Raw genomic sequence first — 16,160 nt, forward strand, 5'->3', positions numbered from 1 at the left:
TCTGGTTGACCTTCTAGGGCCTTCAGAGCTGAACCTTGGATTACTGGTAAGTCATCACCTGGGAAATCGTATTCTGACAGAAGTTCACGCACTTCCATTTCTACTAATTCCAGTAATTCTTCGTCATCTACCATGTCACATTTGTTCATGAACACGATGATGAAAGGTACGCCAACCTGACGAGAAAGCAGGATGTGCTCACGAGTCTGTGGCATTGGACCGTCTGTTGAAGCTACTACTAAAATCGCGCCGTCCATCTGTGCAGCACCAGTGATCATGTTTTTAACATAGTCAGCATGGCCTGGGCAGTCTACGTGTGCGTAGTGACGTGAAGGCGTGTCATATTCGATGTGAGAGGTATTGATGGTAATACCGCGCTCACGCTCTTCTGGAGCGTTATCGATTTGAGAGAAGTCTTTAGCTTCGCCACCGTAGGTCTTAGCCAGTACGTGAGAGATAGCTGCAGTCAGTGTGGTTTTACCATGGTCAACGTGACCAATGGTGCCCACGTTTACGTGAGGCTTAATACGTTCAAATTTAGCTTTTGCCACGATATATTCCTTTCTTTTCAGAATAGTCCAGTCAGTGCTGGACCATAATAACATTTATGTCGTAACTGGATATTAGCTACGAGATTCAATAATCGCTTTTGCAATGTTTTGCGGTGCATCAGAGTACTTCAAGAACTCCATAGAGTATGAAGCGCGACCCTGAGTAGCAGAGCGCAAATCAGTTGCGTAACCAAACATTTCAGAAAGAGGCACTACAGCATGGACTATTTTGATGCCACCAAAGCCATCATCCATCCCCTCAATCAAGCCACGACGACGGTTTAAATCACCAACGACGTCACCCATATAATTTTCAGGGGTAGTTACTTCAACTTTCATGCAAGGTTCGAGCAACGCAGGGTTTGCTTCAAGCGCACCCTTTTTGAAGCCCATAGAACCTGCAATTTTGAACGCCATTTCATTCGAGTCCACATCATGATATGAACCGTCGAATAGAGTGACCTTCACGTCCAACACAGGGAAGCCAGCGAGAACGCCATTCTTCATCTGTTCTTGGATACCTTTATCAACCGCAGGAATGAATTCACGAGGAATCACACCTCCCACAACTGCATTGACAAATTCGTAACCAGCGCCTTCTTCATTAGGCTCTAGTTTTAACCAAACGTGACCGAATTGTCCACGACCACCTGATTGGCGTACAAATTTACCTTCAGCTTCTACTGACGCTCGGATAGTTTCGCGGTACGCCACTTGTGGCTTACCTACGTTACATTCAACACCAAATTCGCGACGCATACGGTCAACGATGATGTCTAAGTGTAACTCACCCATACCCGAAATCAGAGTTTGTGACGATTCTTCGTCAGTTTCAACTCGGAATGATGGATCTTCCGCTGCAAGCTTTTGCAACGCGATACCCATTTTATCCTGGTCGGCTTTTGACTTAGGCTCAACGGCAATGGTAATTACTGGCTCTGGGAACTCCATACGTTCCAAGATCACTCTATGATCGTTATCACAAAGCGTGTCCCCCGTAGTCACCTCTTTTAGACCAATAGCCGCTGCGATATCACCGGCACGCACCTCTTTCAGTTCAGTGCGATCGTTTGCATGCATTTGCACCATACGACCTACGCGTTCACGCTTCTGTTTAACAGAGTTGTAAACACCTGAACCTGATTCTAGTACGCCTGAGTACACGCGAATAAAGGTCAAAGTTCCTACGAATGGATCTGTAGCAATCTTAAATGCCAATGCAGCGAAAGGTGCATTGTCATCTGATGGGCGTTCTACTTCTTGGTCGTTCTCATCGATGCCCTTGATTGGAGGCACATCAATTGGCGCAGGCAAGAATTCAATAACCGCATCAAGTACCGCTTGAACGCCTTTGTTCTTAAATGCAGAACCACAAGTCGCTAAAACGATTTCATTATTTATAGTACGCTGACGTAGCGCCTTTTTAATTTCGTCTTCTGATAGCGTGCCTTCTTCAAGGTACTTATCCATCAGTTCATCCGAAGATTCGGCTGCTACTTCAACTAGATACTCATGCATTTCAGCCGCTTTAGCCGCTAACTCTGCAGGGATCTCCTCATGAGTGAAAGTCATACCCTGGTCTGATTCATTCCAGTTAATAGCTTTCATCTTAATTAAGTCGATCACACCTTTGAAGTTTTCTTCTGCGCCAACATTCAATTGAATAGGCACACAAGTGGCTCCAAGACGAGTTCTAATTTGCTTCACTACACGTTCAAAGTCAGCACCTGCACGGTCCATTTTGTTGACAAATACTAAGCGTGGAACGCGGTATTTATCAGCTTGACGCCACACTGTTTCTGACTGAGGTTCAACACCAGATGAACCACAGAAAACGACAACAGCGCCGTCGAGGACACGCAGAGACCGTTCAACTTCAATAGTAAAGTCAACGTGACCAGGGGTATCGATGATATTGATGCGGTGTTCAGTGAATTGAGCATCCATACCACGCCAGAATGTGGTTACCGCAGCCGAGGTGATAGTGATACCACGCTCTTGCTCTTGAACCATCCAGTCTGTGGTAGCGGCGCCGTCATGCACCTCACCGATTTTATGAGACAAACCGGTATAGAACAGAACACGTTCTGTTGTGGTGGTTTTACCTGCGTCAACATGAGCACAAATACCGATATTACGATAACGCTCAATTGGGGTTGTACGAGCCACTATTATACCCTCTCCACCAAGACCTAAGTCTTGGCAATATCAACAACATGGTGTGGGCCTAAGCCCACACCATCATATTACCAACGGTAATGAGCAAAGGCTTTGTTAGCTTCAGCCATGCGATGCACGTCTTCACGCTTCTTAACAGCAGTACCTTTGTTTTCAGACGCATCCAGCATTTCACCTGCTAGACGTAAAGCCATAGATTTTTCACCACGCTTACGAGCAGCTTCAACTAACCAGCGCATCGCCAGTGCGTTACGACGCACAGGACGAACTTCACATGGTACCTGGTACGTAGAACCACCAACGCGACGAGATTTAACTTCGACTGATGGGCGAACGTTGTCCAGGGCTGCTTCAAGGATAACTAAATGGTTTTCGCTTTTCTTTTCAGCGACAACATCTAGTGCCTTGTAAATAATTTTTTCTGCAGTCGACTTTTTGCCGTCTTGCATAATGACGTTGATGAACTTAGCCAGCAACTCACTGTGAAACTTTGGATCTGGTAGGATTTTACGTTGTCCTACAACGCGACGTCTTGGCATAACAATTCTCCGTATGCTTCAGGGATTTCCAAAACTGGAATTCTCAAAATAAAACTAGCTTGGCCTTACTTAACGGATAAGTTAAGACTTAGGACGCTTAGCACCGTATTTAGAACGGCTTTGGCGACGTGAAGTCACGCCTGCACAGTCTAATGCGCCACGAATAGTGTGATAACGCACACCTGGTAAGTCTTTAACACGACCACCACGGATTAGGATCACGCTATGTTCCTGCAGGTTGTGGCCTTCACCGCCGATGTACGAAGTCACTTCGAAACCGTTAGTTAGACGCACACGAGCTACTTTACGTAGTGCAGAGTTTGGTTTTTTAGGGGTAGTTGTGTACACACGTGTACAAACACCACGTTTTTGCGGGCACGCATTCAACGCAGGCACATTAGTCTTGTCGACTTTTGGCGCGCGTGGCTTACGTACCAACTGGTTTACAGTTGCCATGTATAGCTCCGAGTCAGTTGAATCAAACTCAACGATAAGGTGTGAAAAATCTATATCCCACAATGGTGGGACGCGGAATTTTAGAAAGGTAATGCCTGACTGTCAAGAAATAGCCAACTTTTGCGGCATATTCCAAGAAAAAAGGCGCCATAGGCGCCTTTTTATAACAAACTGATTACTTAATCTTGGCTACCAGCCAGGTTTAAGAGATCGGCCAAGTTCTGTTCGGCTTCACTTGCAGTGATCTTATTCACTACTACAGGTTCGTTTTTCTTCGCACGCGCTTCATTACGAGTCTTGTGATAAGCGTAACCGGTACCGGCTGGGATCAGTCGGCCAACGATAACGTTTTCTTTCAGACCACGTAATTGATCGCTCTTACCACCTACGGCAGCTTCGGTCAGTACGCGCGTGGTTTCTTGGAACGATGCTGCTGATATAAAGGATTCTGTTGCCAGAGATGCTTTAGTAATACCCAGTAGTTCACGTTCAAAGGTCGCAGGCACTTTACCTTGGGCGATCAGTTCGCGGTTAGCGATCTTAACGCGTGACACTTCAGCTTGTTCCCCTTCAAGGAACTCAGTGTCACCGGCAGAAGTGATAAGACACTTACGCAGCATCTGACGGATGATCACTTCGATATGCTTATCGTTGATCTTCACGCCTTGCAGACGGTAAACGTCCTGTACTTCGTTCACAATGTAGTTAGCTACGTTGTGGATACCACGAAGACGCAGAATGTCGTGTGCCGCTTCTGGACCGTCAGCGATAACTTCACCACGTTCGACTTTTTCACCTTCGAACACGTTTAAGTTACGCCACTTAGGGATCATCTCTTCATAGTGATCGCCGCCATCAGCAGGTGTAATCACCAAACGACGCTTACCTTTGGTCTCTTTACCAAACGAGATAGTACCAGAGATTTCCGCCAGAATTGCAGGCTCTTTTGGCTTACGCGCTTCGAACAAGTCAGCAACGCGTGGTAGACCACCGGTGATGTCGCGTGTTTTAGACGATTCCTGAGGAATACGAGCTAAAGCGTCACCCACGTTGATTTGCGCGTTATCTTCTAAGTTAACGATCGCACTACCTGGTAAGAAGTACTGTGCTGGTACTTCAGTACCAGGGATCATTAAATCGCTACCGTTAGCGCCAAGCAGACGGATCATTGGGCGCATTTCTTTACCCGCAGTACCACGCTGACCAACGTCAAGGATCACGATTGATGACAGACCCGTTAGTTCGTCTGTTTGACGTGTCATAGTAACACCGTCAATCATGTCTACGAACTTGATACTACCCGCCACTTCAGAAATGATTGGGTGAGTATGTGGATCCCAGTTAGCGATAACATCGCCCGCTTCAACAGCGGCTTCTTCTAGCTTCTCGAGCACAGTACCGTATGGCACTTTATAACGCTCTTTCTCACGACCCAGCTCGTCAATAACGGCCAGCTCAGAAGAACGAGAAACGATAACCAGTTTGCCGTCACTGTTAGTAACATGCTTAGCATTATGCAGTTTCAATGAACCCGAGTTTTTCACTTGGACATTGTTTTCTGCAGATGCTCTCGATGCCGCACCACCGATGTGGAACGTACGCATCGTTAACTGTGTACCTGGTTCACCGATAGATTGTGCTGCCACAACACCGATGGCTTCACCGTGGTTAATAATATGACCACGAGCCAAGTCACGACCGTAACAAGCTGCACACACACCGAAATCAGTATCACAAGAAATAACAGAACGTACAATGACTTCGTCAATTGAATGCTCTTCTAACTTGTCACACCATGCTTCGTCGAGTAGCGTGTTACGTGGTGCGAGTACGTCTTCAGTGCCTGGATAGAACACATCAATCGCAACTACACGACCCAGTACGCGTTCACGTAACGGCTCAACCACATCACCACCTTCAATCAGCGGTTTCATGGTTAGACCTTCGTGAGTACCACAATCGTCTTCGATAACCACTAAATCTTGTGCAACGTCTACAAGACGACGAGTCAGGTAACCCGAGTTCGCTGTCTTCAATGCCGTATCGGCTAGACCTTTACGCGCACCGTGAGTAGAAATAAAGTACTGGAGTACGTTTAGACCTTCACGGAAGTTAGCGGTAATTGGCGTTTCGATGATTGAGCCGTCTGGCTTAGCCATCAGACCACGCATACCCGCCAACTGACGGATCTGTGCGGCACTACCACGAGCGCCTGAGTCAGCCATCATATAGATGCTGTTAAACGAGGCTTGTTTCTCTTCAACACCATCACGGTTAATCACTGTCTCAGTTGACAGGTTTTCCATCATAGCTTTAGAAACTTTTTCGTTGGCACTTGCCCAGATATCGATAACTTTGTTGTAACGCTCACCAGCTGTAACTAGACCAGATTGGAACTGCTCTTGAATTTCAAGAACTTCCGCTTCTGCATCAGCAACTAAGGTGTATTTCTCGTCTGGAATAACCATGTCATCGATACCAACAGAGGCACCAGAGATGGTTGCAAAACGGAAACCGGTATACATCAATTGGTCAGCGAAGATAACAGTATCTTTCAGACCCAGTTGACGATAACAGGTGTTCAACAGTTTAGAGATCTGCTTTTTGCCCATGTTCTGGTTAACCAGATCAAATGACAAACCTGCTGGCAGAATCAATGACAGCAGAGCACGACCCACAGTCGTATCTACGATACGGCGTTGTTCAGTACGCTCACCTGCGTCACCAATAATGGTTTCAGTGATGCGTACTTTAACGCGGGCATGCAATTCAGCAGCGCCAGTTGCGTAAGCTTTTTCAACTTCAGCAACAGACATAAAGTACATACCTTCACCACGGCCGTTAATACGCTCACGGCTGGTGTAGTACAGACCCAATACCACGTCTTGAGACGGGGTGATAACAGGCTCGCCGTTGGCTGGTGACAGGATGTTGTTGGTAGACATCATCAGGGCACGGGCTTCAAGCTGCGCTTCCAGTGTTAACGGTACGTGTACCGCCATTTGGTCACCGTCGAAGTCGGCGTTGTATGCCGCACAAACGAGTGGGTGTAACTGGATGGCTTTACCTTCAATCAGTACTGGTTCGAACGCTTGAATACCCAGTCTGTGCAGTGTTGGTGCACGGTTGAGCATCACTGGATGTTCGCGGATCACTTCATCCAGAACGTCCCAAACTTCAGCCACTTCACGCTCAACCATCTTCTTAGCTGCTTTGATGGTAGTAGCTAAGCCACGACCTTCTAGCTTGCCATAGATGAATGGCTTGAACAGTTCCAGTGCCATCTTCTTAGGAAGACCACATTGGTGCAGACGTAGAGTAGGACCTACGGTAATTACCGAACGACCAGAATAGTCGACGCGCTTACCCAATAAGTTCTGACGGAAACGACCTTGCTTACCTTTGATCATATCGGCCAAAGATTTCAGAGGACGTTTGTTAGAACCGGTAATAGCACGACCACGACGACCGTTATCTAATAGCGCATCAACAGACTCTTGTAACATACGCTTTTCGTTGCGTACGATAATGTCTGGCGCAGCTAAATCTAACAGACGCTTCAAACGGTTGTTACGGTTGATCACGCGGCGATACAGGTCGTTAAGATCTGAAGTCGCGAAGCGGCCGCCATCGAGCGGTACCAACGGACGTAAGTCAGGTGGTAACACAGGCAGTACTTTTAAGATCATCCACTCAGGCTTGTTGCCTGAAGTGTAGAATGCTTCCATCAACTTAAGACGTTTAGTCACTTTCTTGCGACGAGTCTCAGAGTTGATTGAAGGCAATTCTTCACGCATTTGTTCGATTTCTTTCGCTAAATCGATAGCACGTAACAGTTCAAGTACTGCTTCGGCACCCATTTTAGCTTCGAACTCATCACCGTATTCTTCTAATGCATCCAGATAAGTTTCTTCTGTCAGCATTTGGCCACGCTCAAGGCTGGTCATGCCAGGCTCGATCACGACAAATGATTCAAAATACAGTACGCGTTCGATATCACGCAGCGTCATATCCAGCATTAAACCGATACGGGACGGCAGTGATTTTAAGAACCAAATGTGCGCAACTGGGCTAGCCAGTTCGATGTGACCCATACGCTCACGACGTACTTTAGTTTGGGTTACTTCAACGCCACACTTTTCACAAATAACACCACGGTGCTTCAAACGTTTGTACTTACCGCACAAACATTCGTAATCTTTGACTGGGCCAAAGATACGCGCACAGAACAGACCTTCACGCTCAGGCTTGAAGGTACGGTAGTTGATGGTTTCTGGCTTCTTAACTTCACCAAAAGACCAAGAACGGATCAGATCAGGCGATGCCAGACCAATTTTGATGCCGTTAAATTCTTCAGTCTTGCTTTGCTGTTTCAGAAACTTTAATAAGTCTTTCACGTTTCTCTCCTGAAGGAGTTAAACCGGGTGCTCCGCTCGCACGGAGCACCATTCTGTTTGCCAAACGCGGCTAAAGGCCTGCGCTTATGCCTGATCCAACTCGATATTAATACCGAGTGAACGGATCTCCTTCAGTAACACGTTGAAGGACTCTGGCATGCCAGGTTGCATCTGATGGTTACCGTCGACGATGTTCTTATACATCTGAGTACGACCGTTAACGTCATCCGATTTAACGGTGAGCATTTCTTGAAGCGTATAAGCGGCACCGTATGCTTCTAGTGCCCACACTTCCATCTCACCGAAACGCTGACCACCGAACTGAGCTTTACCGCCCAGTGGTTGTTGAGTCACTAAGCTGTACGAACCGGTAGAACGGGCGTGCATCTTGTCATCAACTAAGTGGTTCAGTTTGAGCATGTACATGTAACCAACAGTTACTTGACGCTCAAATTCGTTACCGGTACGACCATCAAACAACTTCAACTGACCAGAGGTTGGCAAACCTGCAAGTTCAAGCATCTGCTTGATCTCTTTCTCTTTAGCACCGTCGAATGCTGGAGTTGCAATCGGGATACCGCCTTTCAGGTTAGTCGCAAGACGTAATACTTCATCATCAGTGAATGAATCGATATCGACGCGCTGTTGCACTTCGTCACCTAATTCATAAACTTGCTTGATGTAACCACGAACTTCAGCCAGCTCACGCTGTTCTTCAAGCATCGCAGTGATCTTGTTACCAATGCCTTTGGCAGCGGCGCCCATATGGACTTCAAGTACCTGACCAATGTTCATACGTGATGGAACACCTAGCGGGTTCAATACGATGTCTACTGGGTTACCTTGTTCGTCATATGGCATGTCTTCGATTGGGCAAATCTTAGAGATAACACCCTTGTTACCGTGACGACCCGCCATCTTGTCACCAGGTTGGATAGTACGCTTAACCGCTAAGTAAACCTTAACGATTTTGAGTACGCCTGGCGCCAAGTCATCACCTTGGGTGATCTTGCGACGTTTGATTTCAAACTTCTTATCGAAGTCAGCTTTCAGCTCTTCATGCTGTTCAGCTAATTGCTCAAGTTCAGTTTGTTTTGCTTCATCGTCAATGACTTGAACCAATACATCTTTACGTGGCAACGCAGCAATTTGCGCTTCAGTGAAACCAGCACCGATTAACAGGTTACGTGCACGGCTCAAAACACCTTCTTCAAGGATCTTGAACTCTTCGCCTAAGTCTTTACGAGCTTGGGCAATGTGCATCTCTTCGATTTCAACTGCACGCTTGTCTTTTTCAACGCCGTCACGGGTAAATACCTGAACGTCGATGATAGTGCCCTTAACAGAGTTAGGAACACGCAGTGAACTGTCTTTAACGTCAGACGCTTTCTCACCGAAGATAGCACGGAGTAACTTCTCTTCTGGCGTCAGCTGTGTTTCGCCTTTTGGCGTCACTTTACCAACCAGAATATCGCCACCCTTCACTTCTGCACCAATGTAAACGATACCTGACTCGTCGAGTTTCGACAGAGCAGACTCACCAACGTTTGGAATATCAGCTGTGATTTCTTCGCTACCCAACTTAGTATCACGAGCGATACAAGACAGCTCCTGAATGTGGATAGTGGTGAAACGGTCTTCTTGCGCAACGCGCTCAGAAATTAAGATCGAGTCTTCGAAGTTGTAACCGTTCCAAGGCATGAACGCGATACGCATGTTCTGGCCAAGGGCTAAATCACCTAAGTCAGTAGACGGACCGTCTGCTAACACATCACCGCGAACCACTGGCTCACCAACAGCACAACAAGGGCGTTGGTTGATACAAGTGTTTTGGTTAGAACGGGTGTACTTAGTCAGGTTATAAATGTCGATACCGGCTTCGCCTGGGCGCAGCTCATCTTCATTTACTTTAACAACGATACGGCTCGCATCAACGTAGTCAATGAAGCCACCACGCTTAGCAACAACCACAACACCTGAGTCAACAGCGAGTGTACGTTCAATACCAGTACCTACTAGCGGCTTTTCAGAGCGCAGTGTTGGTACGGCTTGACGTTGCATGTTCGCACCCATCAATGCACGGTTAGCATCATCGTGTTCTAAGAACGGGATGAGCGACGCAGCAACTGAAATGATCTGTTGTGGCGAAACGTCCATATACTGGATGTCAGCAGCGCGCATAAAGGTAGATTCACCTTTATGACGACAAGCAATTTGCTCTTCTGCCATACGACCGTTCGCGTCAACTTCAATGTTCGCCTGTGCGATCACATAACGACCTTCTTCGATTGCTGACAAGTATTCCACTTCGTCAGTAATCACGCCGTCGATAACCTTGCGGTATGGCGTTTCTAGGAAGCCGTATGAGTTAGTACGGGCAAAGCTTGCTAATGAGTTGATTAGACCAATGTTTGGACCTTCAGGGGTCTCAATTGGACATAAACGACCATAATGCGTTGGATGTACGTCGCGGACTTCGAAGCCTGCACGTTCACGAGTCAAACCACCAGGGCCAAGAGCAGAAATACGGCGCTTATGCGTTACTTCTGACAGCGGGTTGTTTTGGTCCATGAATTGTGACAGCTGAGAAGAACCGAAGAACTCTTTCACTGCCGCAGAAATTGGCTTAGCGTTAATCAAGTCTTGTGGCATCAGCTCGTTCAGATCGCCTAAAGATAGACGTTCACGCACGGCGCGCTCAACACGGACTAAACCTACGCGGAATTGGTTTTCAGCCATTTCACCGACGCTACGAATACGACGGTTGCCTAAGTGATCGATATCATCGACTTCGTCGAAACCGTTACGGATATGAATGATATTCTTCATTACCGCGACGATGTCTTCTTTAGACAATACACCGCTACCTTCGTCATCAGGAATGCTGAGACGACGGTTGAACTTCATACGACCGACTTTAGACAGGTCATAACGCTCTTCGCTGAAGAACAAGTTCTGGAATAGTGCTTCGGCAGCATCTTTGGTTGGTGGCTCGCCAGGACGCATCATACGATAGATTTCAACCAGTGCTTCTAAGCGGTTAGTGGTTGAATCGATACGCAGCGTATCTGAAATATAAGCACCATGATCTAGCTCGTTGATATACAAGGTGCTGAGTTCTTTAATACCGGCCAAAGATAATTTAGCCAGATCTTCTAGGCTAATTTCACTGTTGGCAGAGACTAAAACTTCACCTGTATCCGGATCGATATAATCTTGAGCAGCATATTTGCCCACGATATATTCAACTGGCACTTCGAGTTCAGTGGTATTGGTTTTTTCTAATTGGCGAATGTGGCGCGCAGTGATACGACGACCGGCTTCAACCAATACAGAACCTTCAGCATCCTTGATGTCATAGCTGGCAGTTTCGCCACGCAGACGCTCAGGAACCAAAGCCATAACCAGAGTATCTTTCTTGATCTTGAACTCAACGCGTTCAAAGAACAGATCGAGGATCTCTTGAGTAGAATATTCTAATGCACGTAACATGATGGTCGCAGGCAGTTTGCGGCGACGGTCAATACGCACAAATAGTGCATCTTTAGGATCGAATTCAAAGTCAAGCCATGAACCACGGTAAGGAATAATACGTGCGTTATATAGCACCTTACCTGATGAGTGGGTTTTACCACGGTCATGATCAAAGAACACGCCTGGAGAACGGTGTAATTGAGATACGATTACACGCTCAGTACCGTTGATAACAAAAGTACCGTTATCCGTCATCAATGGGATATCACCCATGTAGACTTCTTGTTCTTTAATATCTTTTACTGTGCCCGCCGCTGCTTCACGGTCATACAACACCATGCGTAATTTAACGCGTAGTGGTGCTGAGTACGTAACACCACGGATCTGACACTCTTTCACATCAAAAACAGGCTCGCCAAGCTTATAGCTGACGTATTGCAGTTCTGAATTACCAGAAAAGCTCTTGATGGGAAAAACGCTACGGAAGGCGGCTTCTAAACCGCGCTCACCGGTAGGATCTTGATCGGTGAACTTCTTAAAAGAGTCTAGCTGGATAGACAATAAATAAGGGATATCCAAAACTTTTGGACGCTTACCAAAGTCTTTGCGAATACGCTTCTTTTCAGAATAGGAGTAAACCATGGGTTTCCTCTGCTTACGAGATGTGACCAAGACTGAATAAATAACTTATGCTATTAAATTCAGCACGTTTGCCCATCACCGTTGATGGCAAGAACCTAACCAGTAATCTCTGCTAGGGACTGCAAAATTTGGCGACAAACGGTGAAAAAAAATCGCCAGCGCATATAGCGCAAAAAAGGCCGACGGTTAAAAAACCGCCAGCCTCCACCCAAGTGGCTTGGGTGAGCAAGCTAAATAATAGCTTACTTGATTTCTACAGAAGCACCAGCTTCAGTAAGTTCTTTCTTCAGAGCTTCAGCTTCTTCTTTAGAAACGCCTTCTTTAACTGCTACTGGAGCAGCTTCAGACATAGCTTTAGCTTCTTTCAGGCCTAAACCTGTTGCGCCACGGATTGCTTTAATAACAGCAACTTTGTTGTCGCCGTGAGCAGTCAGGATTACGTTGAATTCTGTTTGTTCTTCAACAACAGCAGCTTCAGCGCCACCAGAAACAACAGCAGCAGCGGCAGAAACGCCGAACTTCTCTTCCATTGCTTCGATCAGTTCAACAACTTCCATTACAGACATAGCTGCAAAGGCTTCTAAGATTTGGTCTTTAGTGATAGACATAACAAATGTTTCCTATTGTTCTGAATTCAATTTTATTAAGCAGCCAGCTTGAAATTAAGCGGCTTCTTGTTTTTGATCGCGCAGGGCGGCCAGTGTACGAACGAACTTGCCAGCAGATGCTTCTTTCATAGTCATCATTAACTGAGCTAGTGCTTCTTCGTATGTTGGCAGTTTCGCCAAACGATCAATTTCAGCTGCAGGGATGAAATTCCCTTCAAAGGCTGCGCCTTTAACTTCGAAGTTAGCTTGTTCTTTAGCAAAGTCTTTTAACAGACGTGCTGCAGCACCTGGGTGCTCTAAAGAAAAAGCAATCAAAGTTGGGCCAGTGAACGTTTCTGCTAGGCACTCAAAAGCTGTACCTTCAACAGCACGACGAGCCAATGTGTTACGTACTACACGTACATATACACCAGCTTCGCGAGCTTTTTTACGCAGACCGGTCATAGCACCTACAGTCACACCGCGAGAATCAGCGGCAACTGCAGATAGCGCACCTTTGGCAGCTTCGTTGACTTCAGCAACAATCGCTTTTTTGTCTTCGAGTCTTAATGCCATTGGCTTTACTCCTGGATTCTACCTAGGGTATTCCCTAGTATTTACCATACTAAATACTTATGTATTTAGTGACTTACGGTGCAGATTATCCAGTAAAAAATTTAGCTGGGGCCTGACACCGTCTACGCAGGAAATTAAGTTATTTTTGCAAAAAACACCTGCGGTCTTGGACGGAAACCTGAGTTACAACCGATTAAACGGCGATAAAACAGGCTTCAACCCACAAAGTGCGCGCATTATAGATTAATACGCTCACCTTGTAAAATTATATGGTTGTCTCAAGCGTAGCTTGATCAACTGCAACACCTGCACCCATAGTGGTAGAGATGCTAACCTTTTTCACGTATACACCTTTAGCAACTGCAGGCTTAGCCTTTTTCAGTGCAGAGATCAACGCTTCCAAGTTTTCTTTCAATTGAACTGGTGTGAAATCCACTTTACCGATAGTAGTGTGGATAATACCGTTCTTGTCGTTACGGTAACGAACTTGACCAGCCTTGGCATTCTTAACAGCTTCAGCAACGTTTGGTGTTACTGTACCTGTTTTAGGGTTAGGCATTAAACCACGTGGGCCTAAGATTTGACCTAACATACCAACAACGCGCATTGCATCTGGAGATGCGATAACCACGTCGAAGTTCATTTCACCGGCTTTGATTTGCTCAGCCAGATCATCCATACCAACTAGCTCAGCACCAGCAGCTTTTGCCGCTTCAGCATTTGCACCTTGTGTAAATACTGCAACGCGAACGTCACGACCAGTACCGTGTGGCAACACTGTTGCACCACGAACGTTTTGGTCAGATTTACGTGGGTCGATACCCAGGTTAACTGCTACGTCTACACTTTCAACGAATTTTGCAGTTGCTAATTCTTTTAACAGAGCAACAGCTTCGTTGATATCGTAGCTTTTAGTACCGTCAACTTTTTCGCGAATTACGCGCATGCGTTTAGTTAGCTTTGCCATTATATTAATCCTCTACAACCAAACCCATTGAACGCGCAGTACCTTCGATTGAGCGAGTCATCGCTTCAATGTCAGCACCAGTCATATCGGCAGCTTTAAGTTCAGCAATTTCTTGAACTTTAGCGCGTGCGATAGTACCCACTTTCTGAGTGTTTGGACGTGGAGAACCTGATTTCAGGCCTGCAGCAGTCTTCAGTAAGTAAGACGCTGGAGAAGTCTTAGTTTCAAAAGTGAATGAACGGTCACTGTATACAGTGATCACGACAGGAATAGGCATGCCTTTTTCCATTTTTTCTGTACGGGCGTTAAACGCTTTACAGAATTCCATGATGTTCACACCTTTTTGACCCAAAGCTGGACCAACTGGTGGTGACGGGTTCGCAGAACCTGATTTTACTTGTAGCTTAATATAAGCATCAATCTTCTTTGCCATCTGACATTTCCTCAGTTTGGGTTCAAACGCGCATCAGCGACATGCTGACGTGCTCCCCCGAAAACAACGGGGACGAATTATATAGAAACTCGCCCTCGTTGCCAAACGGATTTTGTATTTTATTTAATCAGCCTTTTTCAACTTGACTAAAGTCAAGTTCAACAGGCGTAGAACGACCAAAGATCATTACTGATACTTTTACGCGGCTCTTGTCATAATCCACTTCCTCAACGGTACCGTTGAAGTCAGCAAATGGACCATCACATACACGCACCACTTCACCAGGCTCGAAGATAGTTCTATGAGTTGGTGACGCTGTCGTTTCTTGTAAGCGACGCAAAATTGCATCCGCTTCTTTATCGGAAATTGGGGCAGGACGATCAGAGGTTCCGCCAATAAAGCCTAAAACACGCGGGATGCTTTTGACTAAATGCCAGCTGTCATCGTTCATTTCCATCTGGACTAACACATAGCCAGGGAAAAACTTACGTTCGCTCTTACGACGCTGACCTGCACGCATTTCAACGACTTCTTCAGTCGGGACCAATACTTCGCCGAAGTATTCTTCCATGCCGTGCATCTTAATGTATTCAATCAGTGACTTACAAACTCGGCCTTCATAGCCTGAGAATGCCTGCACTACATACCATCTTTTTTTAGCTTCTTTAGCTTCAGTCATTCGAGGTGCCTATACGCCAGTGATAAAATTGACAATTCGCATTAACACAGCATCCATACCCCAAAGGATAAGAGCTAAGATACCTGTTGCTGCAAGGACAATAAAAGTGGTGTTTAGTGCTTCTTGACGCGTCGGCCATACAACCTTGCGCACTTCGATATGCGCTTCACGGGCAAAAGCTAACGCTTTTTTACCTTTTACAGTCTGAAGCGCAATAAAACCAGCAATAGCGAATGCAACGATAACACTAAGCGCACGTATTACGGCACTGGCTTCGCTATACATTTGATTGCCAATAACAGCAGCGGCTAGTAATACAATCACTAAACCCCACTTCACGATATCCAGAGAATTGTTCTGGTTTTCAGTATTTGTTGTCATCGGTTTTTCCGTTACTCAATACGGCCTGAGCTTAGAGCACATTAATTGACGGGCATAATTCCCACATCATACTCTGCATTTCCGAACACCCTTAGAAACGCAAAATAGCATAAGCTCAGGGTCAAAAATCGGCCATAGATTGTATTCTTATTCGACTTTGTAAGCAAGGATGCGAATCCCATGCAATCCACAAAACCTGTGAAATAATCCACTTAAACAAAAAAGGAAGCCGAAGCTTCCTTTTCAAACTAATCTCTGTCGCGATTAAGCGATGATTTTAGCTACTACACCAGCACCAAC

12 protein-coding genes are annotated in these 16,160 nt (G+C 46.1%); all 12 read right to left on the minus strand.

The genetic code is table 11. The features are described 5' to 3' along the window. Nucleotides 1-551, minus strand: a 551-nt coding sequence (locus Q4Q52_RS21880) for a GTP-binding protein (protein WP_311991670.1), incomplete at its 3' end; no start/stop codon positions are given. Between the two features lie 72 nt (nucleotides 552-623). After that, entirely contained in the window at nucleotides 624-2,720 is a 2,097-nt protein-coding gene (fusA, locus tag Q4Q52_RS21885; RefSeq protein WP_311891988.1) for an elongation factor G, read from the minus strand. Between the two features lie 77 nt (nucleotides 2,721-2,797). Continuing rightward, a complete protein-coding gene (gene rpsG / locus Q4Q52_RS21890) occupies nucleotides 2,798-3,268 on the minus strand; it encodes a 30S ribosomal protein S7 (RefSeq protein ID WP_011787570.1) in 471 nt (156 codons plus the stop codon). A gap of 81 nt (nucleotides 3,269-3,349) precedes the next feature. After that, nucleotides 3,350-3,724, minus strand: a complete 375-nt coding sequence (gene rpsL / locus Q4Q52_RS21895) for a 30S ribosomal protein S12 (RefSeq protein ID WP_006083605.1) — start codon at nucleotides 3,722-3,724, stop codon at nucleotides 3,350-3,352. A gap of 179 nt (nucleotides 3,725-3,903) precedes the next feature. Continuing rightward, nucleotides 3,904-8,121, minus strand: coding sequence for a DNA-directed RNA polymerase subunit beta' (gene rpoC, locus Q4Q52_RS21900; protein WP_220591697.1), 4,218 nt, complete (start codon nucleotides 8,119-8,121; stop codon nucleotides 3,904-3,906). A gap of 84 nt (nucleotides 8,122-8,205) precedes the next feature. Beyond that, entirely contained in the window at nucleotides 8,206-12,237 is a 4,032-nt protein-coding gene (rpoB, locus tag Q4Q52_RS21905; RefSeq protein ID WP_311991671.1) for a DNA-directed RNA polymerase subunit beta, read from the minus strand. Between the two features lie 242 nt (nucleotides 12,238-12,479). Continuing rightward, entirely contained in the window at nucleotides 12,480-12,845 is a 366-nt protein-coding gene (gene rplL, locus Q4Q52_RS21910; protein ID WP_106648464.1) for a 50S ribosomal protein L7/L12, read from the minus strand. A 54-nt stretch (nucleotides 12,846-12,899) separates the two neighbouring features. Then, on the minus strand, nucleotides 12,900-13,400 hold the full coding sequence (gene rplJ, locus Q4Q52_RS21915) for a 50S ribosomal protein L10 (RefSeq protein ID WP_006083609.1): 501 nt from the start codon (nucleotides 13,398-13,400) through the stop codon (nucleotides 12,900-12,902). Between the two features lie 265 nt (nucleotides 13,401-13,665). Continuing rightward, a complete protein-coding gene (gene rplA / locus Q4Q52_RS21920) occupies nucleotides 13,666-14,367 on the minus strand; it encodes a 50S ribosomal protein L1 (RefSeq protein WP_106648466.1) in 702 nt (233 codons plus the stop codon). Between the two features lie 4 nt (nucleotides 14,368-14,371). Next, a complete protein-coding gene (rplK, locus tag Q4Q52_RS21925) occupies nucleotides 14,372-14,800 on the minus strand; it encodes a 50S ribosomal protein L11 (RefSeq protein ID WP_006083611.1) in 429 nt (142 codons plus the stop codon). Nucleotides 14,801-14,927: 127 nt separating this feature from the next. Then, a complete protein-coding gene (gene nusG / locus Q4Q52_RS21930; RefSeq protein ID WP_106648467.1) occupies nucleotides 14,928-15,479 on the minus strand; it encodes a transcription termination/antitermination protein NusG in 552 nt (183 codons plus the stop codon). Between the two features lie 9 nt (nucleotides 15,480-15,488). Beyond that, complete coding sequence (secE, locus tag Q4Q52_RS21935) at nucleotides 15,489-15,860, minus strand: preprotein translocase subunit SecE (RefSeq protein WP_006083613.1); 372 nt, start codon at nucleotides 15,858-15,860, stop codon at nucleotides 15,489-15,491. Between the last annotated feature and the right edge of the window lie 300 nt (nucleotides 15,861-16,160).

Origin of the sequence: Shewanella sp. SP1S2-4, from assembly GCF_031932075.1 — a bacterium.
In the GTDB taxonomy this organism is placed as follows: Bacteria; Pseudomonadota; Gammaproteobacteria; order Enterobacterales; family Shewanellaceae; genus Shewanella; species Shewanella baltica.

Bases quoted from the DNA above. Each gene is read 5' to 3' on its own strand.
- rpsG (WP_011787570.1), bottom strand. From the start codon at position 3,268: ATGCCAAGACGTCGCGTTGTAGGACAACGTAAAATCCTACCAGATCCA.
- rpsL (WP_006083605.1), bottom strand. From the start codon at position 3,724: ATGGCAACTGTAAACCAGTTGGTACGTAAGCCACGCGCGCCAAAAGTC.
- rpoB (WP_311991671.1), bottom strand. From the start codon at position 12,237: ATGGTTTACTCCTATTCTGAAAAGAAGCGTATTCGCAAAGACTTTGGT.
- rplL (WP_106648464.1), bottom strand. From the start codon at position 12,845: ATGTCTATCACTAAAGACCAAATCTTAGAAGCCTTTGCAGCTATGTCT.
- rplJ (WP_006083609.1), bottom strand. From the start codon at position 13,400: ATGGCATTAAGACTCGAAGACAAAAAAGCGATTGTTGCTGAAGTCAAC.
- rplA (WP_106648466.1), bottom strand. From the start codon at position 14,367: ATGGCAAAGCTAACTAAACGCATGCGCGTAATTCGCGAAAAAGTTGAC.
- rplK (WP_006083611.1), bottom strand. From the start codon at position 14,800: ATGGCAAAGAAGATTGATGCTTATATTAAGCTACAAGTAAAATCAGGT.
- nusG (WP_106648467.1), bottom strand. From the start codon at position 15,479: ATGACTGAAGCTAAAGAAGCTAAAAAAAGATGGTATGTAGTGCAGGCA.
- secE (WP_006083613.1), bottom strand. From the start codon at position 15,860: ATGACAACAAATACTGAAAACCAGAACAATTCTCTGGATATCGTGAAG.